This window comes from Pseudomonas sp. QL9, assembly GCF_041409665.1.
GTDB lineage: Bacteria > Pseudomonadota > Gammaproteobacteria > Pseudomonadales > Pseudomonadaceae > Pseudomonas > Pseudomonas knackmussii.
The window spans coordinates 604,606-627,858 of record NZ_CP166971.1 but is presented as its reverse complement, the minus strand read 5'-3'; the positions used below and the strand labels follow the sequence as shown (position 1 = coordinate 627,858).

The window sequence follows — 23,253 nt, the reverse complement described above, 5'->3', positions numbered from 1 at the left end:
CGCTCGCCGCCGCGTCCCCTCAAACGACGTTGAACCAGTGCTGCCAGGCCAGGCGCGCGGTCAATGCCAGCACTACTGTGATGAACACCGGGCGGATGAATTTGGCGCCACCGCCAATGGCCGTGCGTGCGCCCAGGTAGGCGCCAACCATCAGTGCGCTGCCCATGCACAGCCCGAGCAGCCAGATCACCTGACCCGAGGCGACGAAGACCGCCAGCGCCATGATGTTGCTGATGAAGTTCATGGTGCGTGCCACGCCGCTGGCGCGGACCAGGTCCAGCGGATACATCAGCAGGCTGCTGACGGTCCAGAAAGCGCCGGTGCCGGGGCCGGCCACGCCGTCGTAGAAGCCCAGTCCAAGACCTTGCGGCCACTGGCGTTTCTGGCCGACGCGGGCGTCGGCGTCCAGCGGCGCCTTGGGCGTGCCGCCGAACAGCATGTAGATACCGCAGGAGAACACCACCACCGGCAGCATGCGGTTGAGCCATTCCGCCGGCAGCAGGTGCGCGGCCCAGGCGCCGATGGCTGCGCCAATGGCGGTAGCGATCAGAGCGTTACGCCATTTCGCCGGGTGGAACAGCTTGCGCTTGTAGAAGGTGAAGCTGGCGGTCGCCGAGCCGAAGGTCGAGCTCAGCTTGTTGGTGCCCAACGCCAGGTGCGGCGGCACGCCAGCGGTGAGCAGGGCAGGGATGGTGAGCAGTCCGCCGCCGCCGGCAATGGCATCGATGAAGCCGGCGATGAACGCGACGACGGCGAGAATGGCGAGGGTCAGCGGGTCAACGGTGAGTTCGAGAAGCATGAAATGTACGACCTGGGTCCAAGGCTGCGACGGAGCGACTGGTGGCGCCGCCGAGGGCTGCGCATAATGCCGGCAATTCTACCTGCTAGGAACTGAATGCATGCAGTACGACGGTCTGGCCTGGACATTCGCGCTGGTCGCCCTGCTGGCGCTGCTGGTCGCCGCCCGAATCCTCTTCGACCGCCATTGGTTCCTCGGCTGGCTGCGCGGCTGCGCTGGCCTGGCCTTCGTCGCGCTGGCCGTGTTGGTCGCGCTGGCTGCGTGGGACCTGCGCAGCTACCAGCCGCTCCCGGCAGACCGCCCGCTGGCCACGCTGAGCTTCCGCCAACTGGCGCCGCAACGCTTCGAGGTGAAGGTTCTGGAAGGCAACAGCGAGCGTAGCCTGGAGCTGGACGGCGATCTCTGGCAACTGGACGTGCGCATCATGCAGTGGAAGGGCCTGGCGGCACTGATCGGCCTCGCTCCTGGCTATCGCCTGCAGAGCCTCAGCGGGCGCTTCCTGGCCGTCGAACAGCAGAGCCAGGCGCGTCGCCTGGAACTCGCGAGCAGCGGCTCCGGTATCGATCTCTGGCGCTGGCTGCGCGATGGCCAGCACGACCTGCTGATCTTCAGGCCGCAGGCGGGGCGGGTGAGCTTCCTGCCGCTGGCCGACCAGGCGGTGTTCTCCGTGCATTCGGGGCCTGCGGGGTTGCAAGCCGAGCCGGTCAACCAGGCAGCAATCCAGGCGCTGCAGAACTGGCGGTAGGCGCGAGTCGGTAAATGAAAAAGGGAGCCCGAAGGCTCCCTTTTTCATGCCGCGATGGACCTCAGGAGAGGAAGCCGCCGTCGACGTTCAGTGCAACGCCAGTGGTGTAGCTGGAGGCGTCGCTGGCGAGGTACAGCACGGTGCCGGCCATCTCGCTCGGGTCGGCTACGCGCTTGAGCGGGATGCGTTGCAGGGCGACTTTGAGGATCGAGTCGTTCTTGGTCAGGGCCGAGGCGAACTTGGTGTCGGTCAGGCCCGGCAGCAGGGCGTTGCAGCGGATGCCGAACTGCGCGCATTCCTTGGCGAAGACCTTGGTCATGCTGATCACCGCAGCCTTGGTCACCGAGTAGATGCCTTGGAATTCGCCCGGGCTCACGCCATTGATCGAGGCCACGTTGATGATGCTGCCGCCGCCATGCTCCTTCATCAGCTTGCCGCCTTCGATGGACATGAAGTAGTAGCCGCGGATGTTCACGTCGACGGTCTTCTGGAAGGCCGACAGGTCGGTGTCCAGCACGTTGCAGAACTGCGGGTTGGTGGCGGCGTTGTTGACCAGGATGTCCAGGCGACCGAACTGTTCGCGGATCTGCGCGAAGACGCTCTGGATCTGCTCCATCTCGCCGATGTGGCAGGCGATTGCGGTCGCCTTGCCGCCAGCGGCGATGATCTCGTCGGCCACGGCCTGGCAGCCGTCGATCTTGCGGCTGGAGACGATCACGTGGGCGCCCTGCTGGGCCAGCAGCTTGGCGATGGCCTCGCCGATGCCGCGGCTGGCGCCGGAGACGAAGGCGATCTTGCCGTCGAGGTCGAACAGGTGGGTCTTGGACATGGGGTTCCCCTTGTTGTGATCGGTGTTACAGCGATGACTTGGCGATGACCTGCAGGCTCATCTGCTCCAGCAGCTTGTTCATGTGGATGAACTGAGCGAAGCGTTTATCCTGGGTCTGGCCGTGGAAGAAGCGGTAGTAGATCTGCTGCACGATGCCGGCCAGGCGGAACAGGCCGTAGGTGTAGTAGAAGTCGAGGTTCTGAATCTGCGGCAGGCCGGCGCGCTCGGCGTAGTAGTCGGCGAACTGCTGGCGGGTCAGCATGCCCGGCAGGTGGCTGGGCTGGCGGCGCATCAGTTGCACCGGCGCCGGGTCCTTGGCTTCGATCCAGTAGGCGAGGGTGTTGCCCAGGTCCATCAGCGGGTCGCCGATGGTGGTCAGTTCCCAGTCCAGCACGCCGATGATGCGCATCGGGTCCTTCGGGTCGAGGATGACGTTGTCGAAGCGGTAGTCGTTGTGGACGATGCCCGGCTTGTGGTGGTCGGCCGGCATCTTCTCGCGCAGCCAGGCCTTGACCGGCTCCCAGCTCGGCGCATCGGGCGTCAGGGCCTTCTCATAGCGGTCGGTCCAGCCGGCGATCTGGCGCGCCACGTAGCCTTCGGGCTTGCCCAGGTCGGCCAGGCCGCAGGCGACGTAGTCGACGTTGTGCAGTTCGACCATGCGGTCGACGAAGTTCTTGCACAGCTGGTTGGTCTGCTGCTCGTCGAGCTTGAGCTCCGGCGGCAGGTCCGCGCGCAGGATGATGCCGTTGACCCGCTCCATGACGTAGAACTCGGCGCCGATCACCGACTCGTCGGTGCAGTGCACGTAGGCCTTCGGGCAGTAGGGAAAGCCGGCGTTGAGTTGGTTGAGGATGCGGAACTCGCGGCCCATGTCGTGTGCCGATTTGGCCTTGTGGCCGAACGGCGGGCGGCGCAGCACCAGCTCGTGGCTGGGGTATTCCAGCAGGTAGGTCAGGTTCGAGGCGCCGCCGGGGAACTGGCTGATCTTGGGTTCGCCCTGCAGGCCCGGAATATGGGCCTTCAGGTAGGGATCGATGACTGAGGCGTCGAGTTCTTCGCCTTGGCGGATGCGGGTGGACTGGTCTGTCAGCGACATGCTTATCCCTTCTCGTGGGCGGTGGCTGCGGGCGCAGCGACTCTCGGGAACATCATGCAGGGCAATGATGGCGCCCCGAGATAATTGGCTAATCTAATGCTCACCCAGGGCCCCTACAAGAATGCGCGGCTGTTATTGGCGAGCGTGTTGGCCGTCGATCAAGCTGCCTGATTCGGCTTTCGGCGGGCCTTGCAGGCGAAAAAAAACCGGAGCCGCAAAGCTCCGGTTTTTCTGTGCTGGCTGGCAGCGTTCCGCGGATCAGACCGGGAACAGCTCGCCCAGCTTCATGGCCAGCATCATGTCGCCTTCGGCGCGCAGCTTGCCGGCCATGAAGGCTTGCATGCCGTCGGTCTCACCGCTGGTGATGCCCTTCAGGGTCTCGCTGTCCATGATCAGGGTGACGTTCGGGTTCGGCGCGTCGCCTTGTACGACTTCGCAGGTGCCATCCTTGACGACCAGGTAGTGGTTGTCGCCGTCTTCGATGTTGAACTGGAACACCAGGTCCAGGCCTGCGGCGGCGCCGGCGTTGAATTTGCTCTTCATGGTGGAGACGATGTCAGCAACGCTCATGGTTCTATCCCTTTTCTAGGTTTTCTCGCGCGCCCCGAGGGGCGCAGTGGGCCGGGCTCAGCGGTAGGTGATGAGCTCCGGCGCCTTCAACAGTTCCAGATGCACGTGACTGTTGAAGGAAGCCAGGGACACTTCGCTGCCGCGGAACTTCAGGCGGTTGAGCGAAGTGTTGACGATCTGCCAGTTCAGCTCGAAGGCCTTGATCGCCGGCATGCCGACGATCAGCTGGAGCAGGGCGGTGATGGTGCCGCCGGAGGTGAACACGGCAATGTTGTCGCGCCCGCTGGCCTGTTGCAGCAGGCGCTGCAGGCCGTCGTGCACGGTGTCGAGGAATTCCTGCCAGCTGACCAGGCCGTCCTTGTGGTGCTCGCCGGAAACCCAACGGGCGATGACGAAGGAGAACAGGCGCTGGAACTCGGCACGATGCTGCGCCGCATTGCGCAGGATGTGCAGGGCTTGGGGGTCGATTTCGAGCAGGTCGTCGAGATGCGCGCGGATCACCGCGTCGGCTTCGAATTCATTGAACGCCGCATCGATTTCCAGGTCGGGTACCGCCAGGCCGGCTGCGGCCATGCGCTGCAGTGCCGCTTCGGCAGTGTGGCGTTGGCGACGCAGGTCGCCGGCCAGGCAGCGGTCCAGGCGCAGGCCCAGTCCGGCCAGGTGTTCGCCGAGGATTTCAGCCTGGCGCACTCCGGTCGGCGAGAGCACGTCGTAATCGTCGGCGCCGAATGAAGCCTGGCCATGTCGAATCAGATAGATGCTGCCCACGCACGGACCTCGGCAGGGGTGAAAGTTCCGCGAGGTTATGAGGAAGGCCTGGGGCTGTCAACGAAAAAACATACGCTTGTTTGAATGCCATTCCCGCCGCTGATGACGGCGCTCCGCGGCGCTGGCTGAGGCCTGGCCGGCTGGGTATGCTTGCTGGATTCTCCGTTCCGGTCGGCGGGCGGGGCAAAGGTGAATAGGGGGAAGTGTGGAGTTTCTTCTGGATTACGCGGGCTTTCTGGCCAAGACCCTCACCGTGGTGGTGGCGGTCGTGGTGGTGCTGGTGACGATAGCTGCATTGCGTGGCCGCGGTCGTCGCTCCGGCGGCCACCTGGAAGTGCGCAAGCTCAACGACTTCTACAAGGATCTGCGCGAGCGCCTGCAGAGCAGCGTGCTGGACAAGGACAAGCTCAAGGCCCTGCGCAAGTCGGAACACAAGGCGGTCAAGCAGGCGAAGAAGGCCGGCAGCCAGAAGAGCCGCGTCTATGTCCTGGATTTCGACGGCGACATCAAGGCCTCCGCCACCGAGCACCTGCGCAACGAGATCACCGCGCTGCTCAGCCTGGCGACGCCCAAGGACGAAGTGGTGCTGCGCCTGGAAAGCGGTGGCGGCATGGTCCACAGCTACGGCCTGGCCGCTTCCCAGCTGGCGCGCATCCGCCAGGCCGGCGTGCCGCTGACGGTGTGCGTCGACAAGGTCGCCGCCAGCGGCGGCTACATGATGGCTTGCATTGGTGAGCGCATCCTTTCCGCGCCCTTCGCGATCCTCGGCTCCATCGGTGTGGTGGCGCAATTGCCGAACGTGCACCGCCTGCTGAAGAAGCACGACGTCGATTTCGAGGTGCTCACCGCCGGCGAGTACAAGCGCACCCTGACCGTGTTCGGCGAGAACACCGACAAGGGCCGTGAGAAGTTCCAGGAAGACCTGGAAACCACCCACGAGCTATTCAAGAGCTTCGTCGCCCACTACCGGCCGAAGCTCGCCATCGACGAGATCGCCACCGGCGAAGTCTGGCTGGGCCAGGCAGCACTCGGCCGCAAGCTGGTCGATGAACTGAAGACCAGCGACGAGTATCTGGCCGAACGCGCCCGCGAAGCGGACGTCTATCACCTGCAGTACCTGCAGAAGAAGAGCGTCCAGGAGCGCCTGGGCGTCGGCGCCAGCACGGTGATCGACCGCGTGCTGCTGAGCTGGTGGGAGCGCCTGGGGCGCAGCCGCTACTGGCAATGAATTCTTCGGGCGGCGGGCGCCGCCCGTGCGACAGGATTGAAAAGGAGAGCGAGATGAGTGCATTCAAGGCCCTTTGGGTCACCGAAACCCCGCACGGCCTGTACGAGCAGCAAGTGGTCGAGCGCGACACCTCCGAGTTGCCCGCAGGCGACGTGCTGATCCGGGTCCGCTACTCGTCGCTGAACTACAAGGATGCGTTGTCCGCCAGCGGCAACCGTGGCGTCACCCGCAAGTACCCGCACACGCCGGGCATCGATGCGGCCGGAGTGGTGGAGGAGTCCTCTGTCGGTGAGTTCGCGCCCGGCGACGAGGTGATCGTCACCGGCTACGACCTGGGCATGAACACCGATGGTGGTTTCGGCCAGTACATCCGCGTGCCGGCCGCCTGGGTCATCAAGCGCCCGCAAGGCCTGAGCCTGCGCGAGGCGATGATCCTCGGCACCGCTGGCCTGACCGCCGCGCTGTGCATCGACAAGCTGGAGCAGGCCGGCCTCACCCCGGCTTCCGGCCCGGTGCTGGTCACCGGCGCCAGCGGCGGCGTCGGCAGCATCGCGGTGATGCTGCTGGCGCAACTGGGCTATAGCGTGGCGGCCTCGACCGGCAAGCTGGAGCAGGCGGAGTTCCTCAATGGACTGGGCGCGCGCCAGATCATCGATCGCGCCACCGTCGCCGATGGCGTCGACAAGCCGCTGCTCAAGGAGCAGTGGGCCGGCGCAGTCGACACCGTGGGCGGCGATATCCTGTTCAACGTGGTCAAGTCGCTGCAATACGGCGGCAGCGTGGCCTGCTGCGGGCTGACCGCCGGTGCCGGTTTCAAGGCATCGGTGCTGCCGTTCATCCTGCGTGGCGTGAATCTGCTCGGCGTGGACTCGGTCGAGCTGCCGCTGGTGGTCAAGGCGTCGATGTGGGATCGCCTGTCCCTGCAGTGGAAGCTGCCGCGTCTGGAAGAGCTGGTGCGCGAAATCAGCCTCGACGACCTGCCTGCCGCCATCAACCAGATCCTCGCCGGCAAGCTGGTCGGCCGGGTGCTGGTCGACCTCGCCTGACTGCCGTACTGGAGCTGGGCGCTCAGCCCAGTTCCGGTAGCAGATAACGCTCCCACAGCGACTCGGCGAACTGCGGCCGGAAGAAGCCGAAGTGGCCGATGCGCTTCACGCCCAGTTGTTCCGGGGCGATGCGCCGGTTCACCTTGGGTGCGCTCTGGTAGAAGCCCAGCAGGGCTTCGGTGCTGCGCTGGGACATCATTTCATCGTCGGTGAACGACAGCGACACGATGGGTGTGTGCACCGCCGAATAGCGGATGCGCATCTGCTCGCCCTCGCCCAGCGCGTACTGCGGATGCAGGCACCAGCGCCGCCATTGTTCGATCACGCCGCGCGGCAGGTCGCCGACGATGCCCAGGCGACGTCCCGGGAAGTAGCCCAGCAGCGGCGTCACCACTGGCGTAATCAGGTGCCAGAGTAGCCAGGCGCGGCCGCGCAGGCCGGCTGTGTTGTCGCGCCAGTAGCCGCTGCCGCTGGCGATGCTGAATGCACGCGTGATTCTCGCGCGGCCATCGACGAAGGGCAGGATTTGCCCGCCCAGGCTGTGGCCGATCCAGTACAGCGGCTTGTCTCCCGCCGCTTCGGCGACTGCCGCGAGTACCGCGCTGCAGTCGTGGCGGCCCCAGTCGACCACGTTCGCTTTCACCTCCCGCAACGACCCGCGGCGCGACTGGCCCATGCCGTGGTAGTCGAAGGTGACGACCAGGTAGCCGCGCTCGGCCAGCCAGCCGGCGAAGGCAGCGTAGAAACGCTGCTCGACACCCATGGCCGGGACGATCAGGGCGGCGCCGCGCATTTCGCCGAGCGGCTGGTACCAGAGGCTGGCCAGGCTTTGTCCCTGGGCGTTGTCGAGGTCACGGGGTTGCGGGGTGATCATGGCTGTTGGCTCCGGAGTCCGTTCGGAAAAGGTCAGGCCTGGCTGACGTACATGGTGATTTCGGCGCGGAACACCGGCTTGTCGCCGACATAGGCCAGCACCGGCACCTTGAGGTCGCCCTCGGCGCTCCAGTCGACGGCGCCGCCATCGGCCACCGCGCGGATGTCGCCGTCGGCCTTGGCCAGGTATTCCACCGTCATGCCGCGGGGAATCCAGCGCCGACCGGTGGGGATGGACACATCGGTCATGGTCCCGGCGGCCAGTTCGGCGGCATTGCATAGCGCAATCGCATGCACGGTGCCGATATGATTGAGCACTTCGCGGCGCTTGGCGAAAGTCACCTCGGCATAGCCCGGGCGCAGCTCGACGAAGGTCGGCGCGATGCTGGCGAAGTAGGGCGCGACCTGGCCGATCATGGCGCTGAACTGCTCGGGACCGACCTGACGGTACATCTGCATCATCTGACTCATGGCAACTCCAGGGGATTCGGATTGAAGGATGGTTGCGCGCCAGGGCAGTATACGAAGACTAGAAATTAATTCTAGAAAAATATTCTAGAAGCGATCCGCACAAGGAATCCCATGGGCCGAGCTTCCCGCAAAGACGACATCCTCCAGGCCGCGTTGGCCTGTTTCAGCGAGTTTGGGGTGGATGCCACCACCATCGAGATGATCCGCGACCGTTCCGGTGCCAGCATCGGCAGCCTCTACCACCACTTCGGCAACCGCGAGCGGATCATCGGCGCGCTCTACCTGGAGGGCGTTGGCCAGTACGCGGCGATGCTCGAAGCCGGCTTGGCGCAGGACATGGGCGCCGAGTCGTGCATCAAGCTGTTCGTCACCTGCTACATCGACTGGGTGATGGCCAACCCCGACTGGGCGCGCTTCGTCCTGCACAACCGCGGACGGGTCGAGCACAGCGAGATGGGCGATGAATTGCGCGAGGCCAACCGCCAGCAGGGCCGGCGCATTGCCGAACTGCTGCGGATGCACCGGGAAGCCGGGGCGCTGCGCGACATGCCCCTGGAGCTGTTCAACTCGGTGGTGATAGGCCCGACCCACGATTTCGTGCGCAACTGGCTGGCCGGACGTACCCGGATCGAGCTGAAGGATTGCCGCGATCTGCTGGCGCAGATCGCCTGGGAAAGCGTGCGGGCGTAGAAGGGATGGGGCGAACCGCTGCGGGGAGCGGTTCGCCGCAGCGGATCAGGGCGCGGTTGCGGTGCGCTTGGCGGGGAGCTCATCGGCGCGGTAGCCGCGGGCGCCGAACCAGCTGATGTAGAGGTAGCAGACCAGCGGGATGGCGAACGAGTAGAGCAGGCCGATGTGGTCGGCGCAGAAGCCCTGCAGCAGCGGCATCAGCGCGCCACCGACGATGGCCATGCAGAGCAGGCCCGAGCCCTTGCTGGTCAGGTTGCCCAGGCCTTCGAGGGCCAGCGAGAAGATGGTCGGGAACATGATCGAGTTGAACAGGCCGATCAGGATCAGCGCCCACATCGCCACGTGACCGCCAATGCTGATGGCCACCGCCAGCAATGCGGCGTTGACCAGCGCGTTGAACGCCAGCATGCGGTTCGGGCGAATGCTGCGCATCAGCACGCTGCCGATGAAGCGGCCGACCATGGCGCCGCCCCAGTACAGTGACAGGTACTTGCTGGCCTTCTCGCTGGACAGGCCGGCGATGTCCGGCTGGCCCATCAGGCTGACCAGGTAGCTGCCGATGGCTACTTCGGCGCCGACGTAGGCGAAGATGCCGATCACGCCGAAGACCAGATGGCGGTGGGCGAACAGCGAATGCTGGCCGGACGCGGCGCCGTCGCTGGGTTCGCCGTGGTTGATCTTCGGCAGGCGGAAGAGGGCGATCAGCACGGCGATGGCCAGCAGCAGGCCGGCCAGCACCAGGTACGGCATTTTCACCGAGTCCGCCTCGGCGGCGGCGCTGCCGATTTCACCGGCGGCGCCGGCGCCGATGGCCAGGATGGTCACCGAGCCCACCAGCGGGCCGACGGTGGTGCCCAGCGAGTTGAAGGCCTGGGTCATGTTCAGCCGGCTGGCCGCCGATTCGGGGCTGCCGAGGATGTTGACGTAGGGGTTGGCCGCCACCTGCAGCAGGGTAATGCCGGAGGCGAGGATGAACAGCGCGGCGAGGAAGAACACGTAGGACTGCGCACTGGCCGCCGGCACGAACAGCAGGCAACCGACGCCGGCGGTGAGCAGGCCGAGGATGATCCCGCTCTTGTAGCCCAGGCGCTCGACCAGGCGGCCGGAGGGGAAGGACATCACGAAGTAGGCGGTGAAGAAGCTGAACTGGATCAGCGACGCCTGCACGTAATTGAGGGTGAACACCGCCTTCAGGTGCGGCACCAGGATGTCATTCAGCGAGGTGATCAGGCCCCACATGAAGAAGAGCACGGTGAGCACCGTGAGCGCACTGGTATGACGATTGTTGTCTGGCATGGAAGCTCCAGGACGTGGATGAATGGGGAGGACGCGCGTTCAGCGCGGCAGCTCGATGCGCCTCTGCTCGCCGGGCACGCGCGGCCAGTCACCGGCGGCCCAGCGCTGTCGGGCCTGCTCGATCAACGCCGGATCGCTGGCTACGAAGTTCCAGTTCATCCGCCGTGGCGCATCCAGCGGCGCGCCGCCGATGAGCACCGCGCGGCAATCGCTGCAGGCGCTCAAGACCGGGCTTTCCCCGGAGGGCAGGACGAGCAGCTCGCGCAAGGGCGCGGGATTGTCGTCGAGCAGGGCTTCGCCTTCCAAGAGGTAAAGTGCTCTTTCAGCAATTTCAGGCGAAAGAATCAGAGTGCTCCCGGCTACCAGCTCGAGATCGGCGTAGAGCGTTGGCGAAAGCACCTTCACCGGCGACTCCAGGCAGAATCCGCTGCCAGCGATCAGGCGGATGCGCACGCCGAGGCTTTCGCTCTGCGGCAACTGTGCGGCGGGCACGTGCTGGTAGCTGGGCTCCCGGCCTTCTTCGGCCTGCGGCAAGGCCAGCCAGACCTGCAGGCCGTGCATCCGCGAACCGCTTTCGCGAAGCGCCTGCGGTGTGCGCTCGACATGGGCGACTCCGCGGCCGGCGGTCATCCAGCTGACGTCGCCGGGGCGTACCAACTGGTCCGAACCGAGGCTGTCCTTGTGCTGCACCTCGCCTTCGAGCAGGTAGGTGAGGGTGGACAGGCCGATGTGCGGGTGCTGGTCGATGTTCATGCCCTGGCCCGGCGCGAAGTCGGTGGCGAGCATGTGGTCGAAGAACACGAAGGGGCCGACGCTGCGGCACTGCGCGGCGGGCAGCGCGCGCAGGATGGACATGCCTTCGACGTCTTCGGCGCGAGGACGGATGGCGAGCGGAGCGGGATTCATGACGGCGATTCCGGCGGGACGATGGGCAATAGGATAGCCGCTCGCCGCCGGAGCCACCCGGCTCAGAGCAGGGCTGAGAGTCGCACGTCGGCGCCGAGCACGCGGACCAGCGCACCGCTGGCGTCGAACAGCGGGACCGAGACGGTCAGGCAATAGTCGTCGGTGGCGCTGGAGCGGTACACCGGCGTGACATGGCCCAGCCCGCTGTCCTTCACGGCGCGGAACCAGGGGCGCTGCGACCAGTCGCGGCCACGGGCATCACTGCTGGCGCCGGCAGCAATGCCAGCGGCGAACAGGTTGTCCGATAGCTGCACTCCGTTGCCGCCCACCAGGTAGAACAGCTCGAAGCGCTCGTCCTCGGCGAGCGTCTGGCGCAGCAGGCGTTCCGCATCCTCTATCGAGCCCAGCAGGCGCGAATCGCCGGCCAGTTGCTGGACGTGCTCGAGCACTTCGCGGTGCAGGCGCAGGCGGAAGGCGCCGAGGCCCTCCAGCAGGCGGTCGGCATTGCCGCGCACGGCCTGGCTGTGTTGCTGCACCTGGCCGGCCTTGCCGCGCAGATCGGCGGCCACCTGCGCGATGCTCTGCACGTCGCCGTTGATGGCGCGCACGGCCTGGCCGATCTGCTCGGTGCCGCTGGCGATATGAATGACGCGCTCGTCGAGGCTGTCCATGGACTGGCGTGTGCGTTCCAGGCCCTCGCTCATCGCAGCCATGCCCTCACGGCCGGCGGCTACCGCCTGGTGCATGCGCGTACCGGCTTCGCCCAGCTCGGCCATGCCAGTGCGGAAGGCGTCGATGATGCGCCCGACATCGCCGGTCGCCTGGGTGGTGTGGCCCGCCAGTCGGCGTACTTCATCGGCGACGACCGCGAAGCCACGGCCGTGCTCGCCGGCGCGTGCCGCCTCGATGGCCGCGTTGAGCGCCAGCAGGTTGGTTTGCTGGCTGATGCTGGCGATCACCCCGATCACCTGGCTGACTTCCTCGAGTTGGCCGAGCAGGCGCTGGATCACCGCTTCCAGTTGCGCCTCGCTGTCGCCGATCGCCTCGACCTGGCGGAGCACCTGGCGGCCGCTGTCCTGGCAGGCGCGCAGGGTCGCGGCGACCTGGCCGGAGAGCTGCGACACCTGGCCGGCGCTGGGTACCAGCTCGGCATCGAGGCTGGTGCTGACCTGCTCGCTGGCGCTGGCGATCAGCTCCGCGCTCTGCGCCAGCGCCTGGCCGCTGCTTTCGGTGATGGCGGCGATCTGCGCCAGTTGCGGCGCGTGGGCGGCAATGTCGACGGCGGCGCCCAGGCTCAGGCGCATGCGTTGCTGCAGGCTGTCGGTGAAGCGATTCAGTCGCGCCTGCAAGGGTTGCCGCTCCGGCAGGCGGACGGTCAGGTCGTGATGGTCCAGCAGGGCTGCGAGGCTCGCTTCTTCGGCGGCCTGGCGGGCGGGTTGGCGCAACAGCTGCAGCATGGCGATCTCCTTCGACGGTCTTCGGCTGCAAGCAAGCGAAGTGCCATCAGTGTGCATGCCATTCTCCGCGATCCCGGCACGCGCCCTTGCCCAATCGGGAGACGGGATGGCCGGAAATGCACCGCAGCGGTGCAAGGCGGGGCGGATTTGTGAATCGCTCTGGCGCGAAGCGTCATTGCTGGCGCTGCCGCACTCGGGTCCAATCCGGTCTGGCGCGGCCCTCTCCGGACGCGCCGCCACCATGACGAACGGCTCTCGGATGGCTTGGCAGGGGGAAAAATAGTTTGTTACCTTGTCGGTACGATAGTGCCAAATTCCTGCGTGCACAGGAGACAGGGGAGCCAGGGGGCGCCGGCAAGCGCCCCAGTTGAGGGGAGCATTACTGCAGGGCGGCCCGCCGCATGGGCGCCAGCCAGCAGCCGAGAAACGAATAAAAACAGCGCCGGACGCAATGCCCGGGGCGATAAATCTTGGCCGTCATGGAGGTAATACCGTCGATGAGCATTCATCTGTGCATCGAGAGGGGGTGGGGCAATCCGCTACGTTGGGCACCTCGCCGCGCGGGCGCGCTGGTCGGGCTGTTGCCGCTGCTGGTTGCCGGGTCCGCACACGCCATCGAGTTCAGTCTCGCCGATCAACAGGTCACCGGTTCGCTGGACAGCACGCTGTCCTACGGCGCGATGTGGCGCGTACAAAGCCGCGACTCGAGCAACATCACCGATATCAACGCCGACGACGGCAACCGCAACTTCGATACCGGGCTGGTCTCGGAGGTCTACAAGCTGACCTCGGACCTCTCCGCCAAATACGAGAACTACGGCCTGTTCATGCGTGGCACCGCGTACTACGACACGCAGATCATGGACAAGCGCAACGACTACCTCGACACCACCGACGGCGTCGAGCGGCCCAGCCAGTCGTTCCCGCAGGACGACCACTTCACCGAAGACACCCGGCACATCGCCGGCCGCAAGGCCGAGTTGCTTGATGCCTATCTGTCGGGCAGCTGGGACGTTGCCAATCACCCACTGACCGGCCGCGTGGGCCGCCAGGTGTTGAACTGGGGCGAGAGCACCTTCTACCGGGGCGGCATCAACACCATCAACCCGGTGGACGCCTCGCGCTTCCACCTGCCGGGTTCCGAGCTCAAGGAAGTCCTGGTGCCGATGGAGGCGCTGAGCTTCAACCTCGGCCTGACCGACAACCTGTCGATGGAAAGCTACTACCAGTGGAAGTGGAAGGAGACCCGCCTGGACCCGGTGGGCACCTACTTCTCGGACACCGACCTGTTCGCCGACGGCGGCAACACCGCCTACACCACCGAAACCAATCCGCTGATCAAGCAACTGCTGGCCGGCTACCCGACGGTGGCCTCGCTGGGGCTGCTGGGCAACGGTCCGCACGGGCCCAACGCCTACCTCAACCCCACCACCGGCACCTTCAAGGTGGCCAATATCGGCAAGGACATCGAAGCCCGCGACAGCGGCCAGTACGGCGTCGCATTCCGCTACGTGGCCGAGCAGCTGAACTCCACCGAGTTCGGCTTGTACTTCGTGAACTATCACGCCAAGGAACCGCAGGTTGCCGTCGACCTGCGCAACTACCAGGGCGTCAACGTCTCCGCGCTGAACAGCTTGCTCAGCCCGCTGGGGCTCGGCGACGCAGTGCCTGGCCTGGCGACCCTCGACATGGCCAGCAACGCCGAGGCGCGCCGCGACTACGTCGAAGACATCCGTATGTACGGCTTCAGCTTCAACACCACCCTGGGCGATGCCTCGCTGGCGGGTGAGGTCGCCTACCGGCCGAACATGCCGATCAGCATTTCCGCCACCGACGACCTGCTTGGCGACCTGCTGACCCAAGGCGTTCTGGGGCAAACCAACCTCTACGACGGCAGCGTCGCGGCTACTCAGGCCTGCGCGCCGGTAGCCGGCAAGGAGCTGTGCCGCGGCAGCGTGTTCGAGAACTACGAGCGCGCCGAGACCTACAACGCATCGCTGACCGGCATCTACAACTTCGGCCCGCACATGACCTTCGACTCGGTGATCGGCGTCGCCGAGGTGGCCGGCGAGTTCATCCGTGGCAGCAGCCTGAAGTACACCGCCTGGGACGGCAGCGTCCGCCGCTTCGTCGGTGCGCAGGACAAGGCTTACGTCAACGGCAATGGCGACGACGTACAGATCAGCCGCGACAGCTATGGCTACACGCTGCTGCTGTCGGGCTCCTGGAACGACGTCTTCGCCGGCGTGAAGCTCTCGCCCTACGCGGTCTTCCAGGACGACTTCCAGGGCAACTCGGACCGCACCGGCAACTTCATCGAAGGACGCAAGGCCTATACCCTGGGCGCCGACGCGAGCTACCTGAACAGCTTCCAGGTGGGGCTGCAGTACACCGACTTCTACGGTGCCGGCGACAACAACTCCATGCGTGACCGGGACAACGTCTCGATCACGGCCAAATACTCGTTCTGATCACTCAGGTTACGGAGAGCCGTATGTTCACGAAGAAACCCCTGATCGCCCTGCTGGCCGTCGCGGCCCTGGCGGCGACCGACGCGCGTGCGGCGGTCAGCCCGTCGCAGGCGGAGCAGCTCAAGAGCACCCTGACCCCGCTGGGGGCGGAGAAGGCGGCGAGCGCCGACGGCAAGATCCCGGCCTGGACCGGCGGCCTGACCCAGGCGCCCGCCGGCTATAAGGGGCCGGGTTACCACCACGTCGACCCCTATGCCAGCGACAAGCCGCTGTTCACCATCTCCAAGGCCAACCTGGATCAGTACAAGGACCACCTGACGCCGGGTCAGATCGCGCTTATCAACACCTACCCGGATACGTTCAAGATTCCGGTCTATGAGACCCGACGCTCCGGCGCGGCGCCGCAGTGGGTGTACGACAACACCTACCGCAATGCCACTACCGCCAAGCTGGTAGAGGGCGGCAACGGCTTCGCCGACGCCTACGGCGGCATTCCCTTCCCGATTCCGCAAAGCGGCGTGGAAGCGCTGTGGAACCACATCGCGCGCTACCGCGGCACCTACATCGAACGTCGTTCGGCGCAGACTGGCGTGCAGCGCAACGGCGCCTACTCGCTGGTGACCTCCCAGGATGCGGCGCTGTTCCGCTTCTACGATCCCAAGGGCAGCTTCGACAAGCTCGACAACACGCTCTTCTACTACATGACCTTCACCACCGCCCCGGCCCGCCTGGCCGGTGAGGGCGCGCTGGTGCAGGAGACCCTCGACCAGGTCAAGGAACCGCGCCAGGCCTGGGGCTACAGCCCGGGTCAGCGCCGCGTGCGCCGCGCGCCGACGCTGGCCTACGACACCCCGATCGAGGACTCCGACGGCCTGCGCACCGCCGATGACACCGACATGTACAACGGTGCGCCGGACCGCTACGACTGGACCCTGGTGGGCAAGAAGGAAATCTACATCCCGTACAACAACTACCGGATCACCAGCCCGGACGTGAAGTACAAGGACCTGCTGCTGCCCGGCCACGTCAATCCGCAATACACCCGCTACGAGCTGCACCGCGTCTGGGTGGTGGACGGCAAGCTGAAGCCCGGCGCGCGCCACATCTACTCGCGCCGCACCCTGTACCTCGACGAAGACAGCTGGGGCGCAGCGGTGGTCGATCAGTACGACGGTCGCGGCGAGCTGTGGCGCGTGTCCATGGCCTACCTGAAGAACTTCTACGAGCAGCCGATGGTGTGGACCGCGCTGGACACCTTCCACGACCTGCAGTCGCGCCGCTACAGCGTGCAGTGGCTGGACAACGAGGAAGCCGGCACCGCCGACTTCAGCAAGCCGGCGCCGGATACCGCCGAGTTCAGCCCGTCGGCCCTGCGCCGCAAGGCTTCGCGCTGAGTCATTCGCAATGCAGAGAGGGGGCCTTCGGGCCCCCTTTTTCTTTTCTGCTTTTTGTAGGAGTGATCGGTGCAGGGCATTTCGCGGATGAGATCCGCTCCTACTGGCAACCGCCGCCATGTCCGGCAACTGTAGGAGCGGACCTTGTCCGCGATTCGCGCGCATGGCGCGCTCCTACAGGTGTGCGCCGCAGCGTCCGGGTGTAGGGGCGGGAAGAAAAGCGGCCGCGCCGGCGGGTGGTCCTGAGCGAGGGCCCGGCCGGCGCGACCGTAAGACTCAGCCGCGGCGATGCACCGAGCGGCCGTGGGCGAAGGTTTCGCGCACCGTGCGGTCGTCGCCGAGCATGATCAGGGCGAACAGGCGCTCTTCCAGGCTTCGTGCCTGCTGCATGCGGTACGCCATCAGCGGGGTGGCCTTGTAGTCGAGGACCACGAAGTCGGCCTCGTTGCCCTGGGCGAAGCTGCCGATCTTGTCCTGCAGTTCCAGCGCGCGGGCGCCGCCGAGGGTAGCGAGGTACAGCGACTTGAACGGGTCGAGCTTGATGCCCTGCAGCTGCATCACCTTGTACGCCTCGTTCAGCGATTGCAGCTGCGAGAAGCTGGTGCCGGCGCCGACATCGGTGCCCAGGCCGACCTTGACCTTGTGCTTCTCCAGCTTCGCCAGGTCGAACAGGCCGCTGCCGAGGAACAGGTTGGAGGTCGGGCAGAAGGCCACGGCCGAGCCGGTCTCCGCCAGGCGCTGGCATTCGCCGTCGCACAGGTGCACGCCGTGGGCGAACACCGAGCGCGCGCCGAGCAGGCCGTGGTGGTCGTAGACGTCCAGGTAGCCGCTGCGCTCGGGGAACAGTTCCTTGACCCACTCGATTTCCTTGCGGTTCTCCGACAGGTGCGTGTGCATGTACACGCCCGGGTGTTCCTTCAGCAGACGCGCGGCGGCGTCGAGCTGTTCCGGCGTGCTAGTCGGGGCGAAGCGCGGGGTCACCGCGTAGAGCAGGCGGCCCTTGCCGTGCCAGCGCTCGATCAGCGCCTTGCTGTCGCGGTAGCTGCTTTCGGCGGTGTCGGTCAGGTAGTCCGGGGCGTTGCGGTCCATCATCACCTTGCCGGCGATCATGCGCAGGTCGAGCTTGCCGGCGGCATCGAAGAAGGCATCCACCGACTGCGGATGCACGGTGCCGAACACCAGTGCGGTGGTGGTGCCGTTGCGCAGCAGTTCCTTGAGGAAGATGCCGGCGACGTCGGCGGCATGGGCCGGGTCGGCGAACTGCTTCTCGGTGGGGAATGTGTAGGTGTTCAGCCAGTCCAGCAGTTGCTCGCCGTAGGAGGCGATCATGCCGGTCTGCGGGTAGTGGATGTGGGTGTCGATGAAGCCGGGGGTGATCAGCGCGTCGCGGTATTCCACCACATCCACGCCGCCCAGTTGCGGCAGCAGGTCGGCGGCGTGGCCGAGGCGCGCGACCTTGCCGTCCTCCACGACCAGGATGCCGTCTTCGAAGTACTGGTAGGACTTCTCCACGCCGACTTCGGCGGGGTCGGCGACGCTATGCAGGAGGGCGGCGCGGTAGGCTTTGGTAGTCATGCTGTTCTCTCGATCCTGGAAACGACGGGTCTCGCGGGGCTCAACCCATCCTACGAATATTCGGTTGGCGGGCCTTGATTTCAGGCACCGCTTTCGGCGGTGCGTGCCCGGCGGCTGACGGGCAGCAGCTTGGCCACGCTGTTCTCGCCGCTGGCCTTTTCCTGGCCGAAGGTGGCGTTGTAGGTGGCGATCACCTCGCCGGCGATGGACACGGCGATCTCCACCGGCAGCTTGCCCTTCACCTCGGCGATGCCCATGGGGCAGCGCATGCGCTGTACGGTCTCGCTGGCGAAGCCGCGGTCGCGCAGGCGGTGCTCGAACTTGGCGCGCTTGGTGTCCGAGCCGATCAGGCCGAAGTAGGCGAAGTCGTTGCGCTTGAGGATGGCCGCGGTCAGCTCCAGGTCCAGCGCGTGGTTGTGCGTCATGACGATGAAGTAGCTGCCGGCCGGCATGTTCTCGACCTCGTCGACCACCTCGTCATTCAACACCTTTTCCACGCCGGCGGGGATGCTCTCGGGGAACTCCGCCTCGCGCGAGTCGATCCAGCTCACCTTGCACGGCAGGCTGGCGAGCAGCGGCACCAGCGCGCGGCCGACGTGGCCGGCGCCGAACACCGCTATATGAGCCTGCGGCTGGCCCATCGGCTCGAACAGCAGCACGGTGGCGCCGCCGCAGCACTGGCCGAGGCTCGCGCCCAGGCTGAAGCGCTCCAGGCGCGGCTCGCGGCTGCGCTGCTCGAGCATCTCGCGGGCGATCTGCTGGGCCTTGTACTCCAGGTGGCCGCCGCCGATGGTGTCGTACAGCTTCTCGGCGCTGACGACCATCTTCGAGCCGGCATTGCGCGGCGTGGAGCCGCGCTCCTCGATGATGGTCACCAGCACGGCGGCTTCGCCGCGTTGCTGCAGGTCGGCGAGGGCACTGATCCAGTTCATGGGTTCACCTCGGTTCAAGGGGGCGGTGTGTAGGAGCGGATCTCATTCGCGAATCGCGCCGGCGCTTCCGGCTGATCGCGGACAAGGTCCGCTCCTACAGGTTCATGCCGGTTCGGCCTGGGTTAGCGGTTGGGCGGACTGTTCGGCTTTCAGCTTGCGCATCTGCTCCACGCCCCAGAGCACCCGCTCCGGCGTCGCCGGGGCGTCGATCTGCGGCTGCACGCGGTAGTCCGCCAGGCTCGCCACGGCGTCCTTGATCGCGCAGAACACCGAGATGCCGAGCATGAACGGCGGCTCGCCGACGGCCTTGGAGTGGAACACCGTCTGCTCCGGGTTCTTGCGGTTCTCCACCAGCTTCACCCGCAGGTCCAGCGGCATGTCGGCGATGGCCGGGATCTTGTAGCTCGCCGGGCCGTTGGTCATCAGCTTGCCCTTGGCGTTCCACACCAGCTCTTCCATGGTCAGCCAGCCCATGCCCTGGACGAAGCCGCCTTCCACCTGGCCGATATCGATGGCCGGGTTCAGCGAGTCGCCGACGTCATGGAGAATATCCGTGCGCAGCATGCGGTACTCGCCGGTCAGGGTGTCGACCAGCACTTCCGAGCAGGACACGCCAAAGGCGTAGTAGTAGAACGGCCGGCCGCGCGCCTTGTCGCGGTCGTAGAAGATCTTCGGCGTGCGGTAGAAACCGGTGGAGGAGAGCGACACCTGGCCGAAGTAGGCCTGCTGAATCAGCTCCTCGAAGGGCAGGATCTGGTCGCGCACGCGCACCTGGTTGTTGCGGAACTCGACGTCTTCCTCGGTGACCTTCCAGTGCCTGGCGGCGAACTCGACCAGGCGCTGCTTGATGATCTCCGCGGCGTTCTGCGCGGCCTTGCCGTTCAAGTCGGCACCGGAGGACGCGGCGGTCGGCGAGGTGTTCGGCACCTTGTCGGTGTTGGTCGCGGTGATCTGCACGCGTTCGATGTCGACCTGGAAGACTTCTGCCACCACCTGCGCGACCTTGGTGTTCAGGCCCTGGCCCATCTCGGTGCCACCGTGGTTCAGGTGGATGCTGCCGTCGGTGTAGATGTGGATCAGCGCGCCGGCCTGGTTGAGGAAGGTGGCGGTGAAGCTGATGCCGAATTTAACCGGGGTCAGCGCCAGGCCTTTCTTCAGCACCGGGCTCTTGGCGTTGAATTCGCGTATCTCGGCGCGGCGCTTGGTGTATTCGGCGCTGGCCTCCAGTTCGGCAGTCATTTCCTCCAGCAGGTTGTGCTCCACCTGCTGGTAGTAGTGGGTGACGTTGCGGTCTTCCTTGCCGTAGTAGTTGCGCTTGCGCACCTCCAGCGGGTCCTTGCCCAGGTGGCGGGCGACGGCGTCCATGATTTCCTCGATGGCGACCATCCCTTGCGGGCCGCCGAAGCCGCGGTAGGCGGTGTTCGAGGCGGTGTTGGTCTTGCAGCGGTGGCCGTTGACCGTGGCGTTGCCGAGGAAGTAGGCGTTGTCGGAGTGGAACATCGCGCGGTCGACGATGGAGCCGGAGAGGTCCGGCGAGTAGCCGCAGTTGCCGGCCAAGTCGATGTTGATGCCGTGCAGCAGGCCGTCATCGTCGAAGCCGACGTCGTACTCGACGTAGAAGGGGTGGCGCTTGCCGGTCATCTGCATGTCTTCGACGCGCGGCAGGCGCATCTTCGCCGGGCGCCCGGTCAGGCGCGCGATGACGGCGCACAGGCAGGCGGGCGCGGCTGCCTGGGTTTCCTTGCCGCCGAAGCCGCCGCCCATGCGGCGCATGTCGATCACCACCTTGTTGAAGGAAATGCCGAGCACTTCGGCGACGAGCTTCTGCACCTCAGTGGGGTTCTGCGTGGAGGTGTAGACGATCACGCCGCCGTCTTCGGTGGGCATGACCGAGGAAATCTGCGTCTCCAGGTAGAAGTGCTCCTGGCCGCCGATGTGCAGGGTGCCCTGGATGCGGTTCGGTGCGCTGGCCAGCATGGCGGCCGAGTCGCCGATCTTGTGTTGATGGCTGTCGAGCACGAAGTGCTTCTTGCGCAGTGCCTCGACCACGTCGAGCACCGGTTCCAGGTCCTCGTACTCAATGATCGCTGCCATGGCTGCCTTGCGTGCGGTCTCCAGGCTGTCGGCGGCCACCGCGATGACCATCTGGCCGACGTACTCGACCTTGCCGTCGGCCAGCAGCGGGTCGCCGGCGACCACCGGGCCGATATCCAGCTGGCCGGGCACGTCGTCTTTGGTGATGGCAATGGCCACGCCGGGGAAGTCGTAGCAGGGGCTGACGTCCAGCTTGGTGATGCGCGCGTGGGCGCGGTCGCTCATGCGGGCGTAGACGTGCAACTGGTTGGGGAATTCCAGGCGGTCGTCGATGTACACCGCTTCGCCGCTGACATGCTTCGGAGCGCTTTCGTGCTTGACGCTCTTGCCGACGCCGGTGGTCAGGTCGGCGCGGAACAGGGCGGCGAGTTCTTCCTGGCTTTTCTTGTGCTTATGCATATGCGGTCACCCGAGTAACGGCCTGGGGCGCTTCCAGCTCGAGGAAGCATTTGCGCAGCAGGTTCTGCGCGGTGAGCAGGCGGTATTCCTTGCTGGCGCGGAAGTCCGAGAGCGGGGTGAAGTCCTCGCCCAGGGCCTCGGCTGCGCGTTCGAAGGTCCCGGCATTGAACGGCTGGCCGAGCAGCGCGGCCTCGCAGGCTTGCGCACGCTTCGGAATCGCGGCCATGCCGCCGAAGCCGCTGCGCACGGCAGTGATGCGGCAGTCCTCGATGGTGATGCTGAAGGCTGCGCAGACGGCCGAGATGTCGTCGTCCAGGCGCTTGGAGACCTTGTAGGCGCGGAACGCCTGGTTGGCCTGCGGGCGCGGGACGATGATCTTCTCGATGAACTCGCCTTCCTGGCGCGCGGTGACCTTGTAGTCGATGAAGTATTCGTCGATCGGCAGCTCGCGGCTGTCGTTGCCCTTGCGCAGCACGATGCGCGCGCCCAGGGCGATCAGCAGTGGCGGCGAGTCGCCGATGGGAGAGGCGTTGCCGATGTTGCCGCCCAGGGTGCCCTGGTTGCGGATCTGCAGCGAGGCGAAGCGGTGCAGCAGCTCGCCGAAGTCCGGGTAGTCGTTGGCCAGCACTTCGTAGCAGTCGGTCAGCGCGGCAGCTGCGCCCAGTTCGATGCGGTCGGCGAAGACTTCGACACGCTTCATTTCCTCGACATGGCCGACATAGATCATCACCGGCAGTTCGCGGTGGAACTGGGTGACTTCTAGGGCCAGGTCGGTGCCGCCGGCGAGCAGGCGGGCCTGCGGGTTGGCGCTGTAGAGGTCGGCCAGGTCGGCGATGGTCAGCGGCAGCAGGCAGCGCTTGTCGCCGCTGTTCAGCTCGGCGGTCTCGCGCGGGGCGATGGCCTTGAGCTGGGCGATTGTCTGGGCTTGGGCGGCGTCGTACTGGTCCGGTTGCTTCTGGCAGCAGGACTGCTCGGCGGCATCGAGGATCGGCCGGTAGCCGGTGCAGCGGCAGAGGTTGCCGGCCAGCGCTTCATAGGCTTCGGCCTTGCGCGCTTCGGCGGTTTCGCCGGTGCTGTTCTTCTGCAGGGCGAACAGCGACATGACGAAGCCGGGGGTGCAGAAGCCGCACTGCGAACCGTGGCAGTCGACCATGGCTTGCTGCACGCCGTGCAGTTCGCCGCGGTGCCTGAGGTCATCGACCACGATCAGCTGCTTGCCATGCAGGGCAGAAACGAAGGTCAGGCAGGAGTTGAGGGTGCGATAGCGGATGTGCTCGGCGCCTTCGTCGCCGACCAGCTCGCCCACCACCACGGTGCAGGCACCGCAGTCACCGGAGGCGCAGCCCTCCTTGGTGCCGGTCTTGCCGAGGTGCTGGCGCAGGTAGTTGAGCACGGTGAGATTCGGGTCGAGGCGGTCTTCGACACGCAGCTCGCGATTGAGCAGGAACCTGATCAAGGCATGCCTCCAGGCGGTTTCTTGTTTTGGGCGGGGCGCGATGGAGACGAATCTAGGAAAAGCTGACTTTCAAGTCAATATAATTCTGATTTTTCGGTCAGCTATTTCTGCAGGGCCGGCAGGAAAAGGCGACGGCGGAGGCGTGGGCTTTTCGTAGG

The 23,253-nt window shown here is 65.9% G+C and carries 20 protein-coding genes and 1 pseudogene; 6 read left to right on the top strand and 15 right to left on the bottom strand.

The window, feature by feature from the left end:
- Positions 1 to 19: 19 nt before the first annotated feature.
- Positions 20 to 799 carry a TSUP family transporter gene (locus ACA097_RS02895; protein ID WP_371368406.1) on the bottom strand — a complete coding sequence of 260 codons (780 nt, stop codon included), beginning with the start codon at positions 797 to 799 and terminating at the stop codon, positions 20 to 22.
- A gap of 100 nt (positions 800 to 899) precedes the next feature.
- On the opposite strand from ACA097_RS02895, the gene ACA097_RS02890 reads away from it, so the two are divergent.
- Positions 900 to 1,544, top strand: a complete 645-nt coding sequence (locus ACA097_RS02890; RefSeq protein ID WP_371368404.1) for a hypothetical protein — start codon at positions 900 to 902, stop codon at positions 1,542 to 1,544.
- 61 nt (positions 1,545 to 1,605) lie between these two features.
- Here the strand turns inward: ACA097_RS02890 and ACA097_RS02885 are convergent, their stop codons facing one another.
- From ACA097_RS02885 to ACA097_RS02870, 4 genes are all read right to left on the bottom strand, one after another.
- Positions 1,606 to 2,373 (bottom strand): SDR family oxidoreductase, encoded by a 768-nt coding sequence (locus tag ACA097_RS02885; RefSeq protein WP_043251276.1) that lies wholly within the window; start codon positions 2,371 to 2,373, stop codon positions 1,606 to 1,608.
- 25 nt (positions 2,374 to 2,398) lie between these two features.
- Positions 2,399 to 3,469, bottom strand: coding sequence for a phosphotransferase family protein (locus ACA097_RS02880; RefSeq protein WP_371368402.1), 1,071 nt, complete (start codon positions 3,467 to 3,469; stop codon positions 2,399 to 2,401).
- 258 nt (positions 3,470 to 3,727) lie between these two features.
- On the bottom strand, positions 3,728 to 4,039 hold the full coding sequence (locus ACA097_RS02875) for an SCP2 sterol-binding domain-containing protein (protein WP_009619228.1): 312 nt from the start codon (positions 4,037 to 4,039) through the stop codon (positions 3,728 to 3,730).
- A gap of 57 nt (positions 4,040 to 4,096) precedes the next feature.
- Positions 4,097 to 4,807, bottom strand: a complete 711-nt coding sequence (locus ACA097_RS02870) for a histidine phosphatase family protein (protein WP_043251283.1) — start codon at positions 4,805 to 4,807, stop codon at positions 4,097 to 4,099.
- A gap of 205 nt (positions 4,808 to 5,012) precedes the next feature.
- Here ACA097_RS02870 and sohB point away from each other — a divergent pair, with 205 nt between their 5' ends.
- Positions 5,013 to 6,035, top strand: coding sequence for a protease SohB (sohB, locus tag ACA097_RS02865; RefSeq protein ID WP_160286576.1), 1,023 nt, complete (start codon positions 5,013 to 5,015; stop codon positions 6,033 to 6,035).
- A gap of 53 nt (positions 6,036 to 6,088) precedes the next feature.
- On the top strand, positions 6,089 to 7,081 hold the full coding sequence (locus ACA097_RS02860; protein ID WP_043251288.1) for a YhdH/YhfP family quinone oxidoreductase: 993 nt from the start codon (positions 6,089 to 6,091) through the stop codon (positions 7,079 to 7,081).
- Between the two features lie 22 nt (positions 7,082 to 7,103).
- Here ACA097_RS02860 and ACA097_RS02855 read toward each other — a convergent pair whose 3' ends face one another.
- Both ACA097_RS02855 and ACA097_RS02850 read right to left on the bottom strand, forming a co-directional pair.
- Positions 7,104 to 7,955 (bottom strand): alpha/beta fold hydrolase, encoded by an 852-nt coding sequence (locus tag ACA097_RS02855; protein WP_371368399.1) that lies wholly within the window; start codon positions 7,953 to 7,955, stop codon positions 7,104 to 7,106.
- A 32-nt stretch (positions 7,956 to 7,987) separates the two neighbouring features.
- Complete coding sequence (locus tag ACA097_RS02850) at positions 7,988 to 8,425, bottom strand: hotdog fold domain-containing protein (RefSeq protein ID WP_371368397.1); 438 nt, start codon at positions 8,423 to 8,425, stop codon at positions 7,988 to 7,990.
- Between the two features lie 111 nt (positions 8,426 to 8,536).
- On the opposite strand from ACA097_RS02850, the gene ACA097_RS02845 reads away from it, so the two are divergent.
- Positions 8,537 to 9,115: a TetR/AcrR family transcriptional regulator gene (locus ACA097_RS02845; protein WP_043251294.1), complete on the top strand. Its 579-nt coding sequence runs from the start codon at positions 8,537 to 8,539 to the stop codon at positions 9,113 to 9,115.
- Positions 9,116 to 9,160: 45 nt separating this feature from the next.
- Here the strand turns inward: ACA097_RS02845 and ACA097_RS02840 are convergent, their stop codons facing one another.
- The 4 genes and pseudogenes from ACA097_RS02840 to ACA097_RS02825 all read right to left on the bottom strand — a co-directional run.
- Complete coding sequence (locus ACA097_RS02840; protein ID WP_371368395.1) at positions 9,161 to 10,411, bottom strand: sugar MFS transporter; 1,251 nt, start codon at positions 10,409 to 10,411, stop codon at positions 9,161 to 9,163.
- Between the two features lie 39 nt (positions 10,412 to 10,450).
- The gene (locus ACA097_RS02835) at positions 10,451 to 11,317 is read right to left on the bottom strand and encodes a pirin family protein (protein WP_160286581.1); all 867 of its coding nucleotides are present in this window, start codon (positions 11,315 to 11,317) and stop codon (positions 10,451 to 10,453) included.
- A gap of 62 nt (positions 11,318 to 11,379) precedes the next feature.
- Positions 11,380 to 11,631: a PDC sensor domain-containing protein gene (locus ACA097_RS02830; protein ID WP_371370469.1), complete on the bottom strand. Its 252-nt coding sequence runs from the start codon at positions 11,629 to 11,631 to the stop codon at positions 11,380 to 11,382.
- A gap of 312 nt (positions 11,632 to 11,943) precedes the next feature.
- Positions 11,944 to 12,621, bottom strand: a pseudogene (locus tag ACA097_RS02825) (methyl-accepting chemotaxis protein); the annotation flags it as partial.
- 650 nt (positions 12,622 to 13,271) lie between these two features.
- Between ACA097_RS02825 and ACA097_RS02820 the strand changes: the two are divergent.
- Positions 13,272 to 15,245: a DUF1302 domain-containing protein gene (locus ACA097_RS02820; protein WP_371368393.1), complete on the top strand. Its 1,974-nt coding sequence runs from the start codon at positions 13,272 to 13,274 to the stop codon at positions 15,243 to 15,245.
- 23 nt (positions 15,246 to 15,268) lie between these two features.
- The gene (locus ACA097_RS02815) at positions 15,269 to 16,639 is read left to right on the top strand and encodes a DUF1329 domain-containing protein (RefSeq protein WP_371368391.1); all 1,371 of its coding nucleotides are present in this window, start codon (positions 15,269 to 15,271) and stop codon (positions 16,637 to 16,639) included.
- A 276-nt stretch (positions 16,640 to 16,915) separates the two neighbouring features.
- Here the strand turns inward: ACA097_RS02815 and guaD are convergent, their stop codons facing one another.
- The 4 genes from guaD to xdhA form a co-directional block, all read right to left on the bottom strand.
- The gene (guaD, locus tag ACA097_RS02810; RefSeq protein ID WP_371368389.1) at positions 16,916 to 18,214 is read right to left on the bottom strand and encodes a guanine deaminase; all 1,299 of its coding nucleotides are present in this window, start codon (positions 18,212 to 18,214) and stop codon (positions 16,916 to 16,918) included.
- 80 nt (positions 18,215 to 18,294) lie between these two features.
- Complete coding sequence (gene xdhC, locus ACA097_RS02805) at positions 18,295 to 19,146, bottom strand: xanthine dehydrogenase accessory protein XdhC (RefSeq protein WP_371368386.1); 852 nt, start codon at positions 19,144 to 19,146, stop codon at positions 18,295 to 18,297.
- A 102-nt stretch (positions 19,147 to 19,248) separates the two neighbouring features.
- The gene (gene xdhB, locus ACA097_RS02800) at positions 19,249 to 21,639 is read right to left on the bottom strand and encodes a xanthine dehydrogenase molybdopterin binding subunit (protein ID WP_371368384.1); all 2,391 of its coding nucleotides are present in this window, start codon (positions 21,637 to 21,639) and stop codon (positions 19,249 to 19,251) included.
- Positions 21,632 to 23,095: a xanthine dehydrogenase small subunit gene (xdhA, locus tag ACA097_RS02795; RefSeq protein WP_371368382.1), complete on the bottom strand. Its 1,464-nt coding sequence runs from the start codon at positions 23,093 to 23,095 to the stop codon at positions 21,632 to 21,634. Before xdhA ends, xdhB begins: the two co-directional genes overlap by 8 nt.
- Positions 23,096 to 23,253 lie beyond the last annotated feature (158 nt).

What these genes read in the sequence shown, in the direction of transcription:
- ACA097_RS02895 (WP_371368406.1), bottom strand. Translation starts at nt 799, where the DNA reads ATGCTTCTCGAACTCACCGTTGACCCGCTGACCCTCGCCATTCTCGCC.
- ACA097_RS02890 (WP_371368404.1), top strand. Translation starts at nt 900, where the DNA reads ATGCAGTACGACGGTCTGGCCTGGACATTCGCGCTGGTCGCCCTGCTG.
- ACA097_RS02885 (WP_043251276.1), bottom strand. Translation starts at nt 2,373, where the DNA reads ATGTCCAAGACCCACCTGTTCGACCTCGACGGCAAGATCGCCTTCGTC.
- ACA097_RS02880 (WP_371368402.1), bottom strand. Translation starts at nt 3,469, where the DNA reads ATGTCGCTGACAGACCAGTCCACCCGCATCCGCCAAGGCGAAGAACTC.
- ACA097_RS02875 (WP_009619228.1), bottom strand. Translation starts at nt 4,039, where the DNA reads ATGAGCGTTGCTGACATCGTCTCCACCATGAAGAGCAAATTCAACGCC.
- ACA097_RS02860 (WP_043251288.1), top strand. Translation starts at nt 6,089, where the DNA reads ATGAGTGCATTCAAGGCCCTTTGGGTCACCGAAACCCCGCACGGCCTG.
- ACA097_RS02855 (WP_371368399.1), bottom strand. Translation starts at nt 7,955, where the DNA reads ATGATCACCCCGCAACCCCGTGACCTCGACAACGCCCAGGGACAAAGC.
- ACA097_RS02850 (WP_371368397.1), bottom strand. Translation starts at nt 8,425, where the DNA reads ATGAGTCAGATGATGCAGATGTACCGTCAGGTCGGTCCCGAGCAGTTC.
- ACA097_RS02845 (WP_043251294.1), top strand. Translation starts at nt 8,537, where the DNA reads ATGGGCCGAGCTTCCCGCAAAGACGACATCCTCCAGGCCGCGTTGGCC.
- ACA097_RS02840 (WP_371368395.1), bottom strand. Translation starts at nt 10,411, where the DNA reads ATGCCAGACAACAATCGTCATACCAGTGCGCTCACGGTGCTCACCGTG.
- ACA097_RS02835 (WP_160286581.1), bottom strand. Translation starts at nt 11,317, where the DNA reads ATGAATCCCGCTCCGCTCGCCATCCGTCCTCGCGCCGAAGACGTCGAA.
- ACA097_RS02820 (WP_371368393.1), top strand. Translation starts at nt 13,272, where the DNA reads ATGAGCATTCATCTGTGCATCGAGAGGGGGTGGGGCAATCCGCTACGT.
- ACA097_RS02815 (WP_371368391.1), top strand. Translation starts at nt 15,269, where the DNA reads ATGTTCACGAAGAAACCCCTGATCGCCCTGCTGGCCGTCGCGGCCCTG.
- guaD (WP_371368389.1), bottom strand. Translation starts at nt 18,214, where the DNA reads ATGACTACCAAAGCCTACCGCGCCGCCCTCCTGCATAGCGTCGCCGAC.
- xdhC (WP_371368386.1), bottom strand. Translation starts at nt 19,146, where the DNA reads ATGAACTGGATCAGTGCCCTCGCCGACCTGCAGCAACGCGGCGAAGCC.
- xdhB (WP_371368384.1), bottom strand. Translation starts at nt 21,639, where the DNA reads ATGCATAAGCACAAGAAAAGCCAGGAAGAACTCGCCGCCCTGTTCCGC.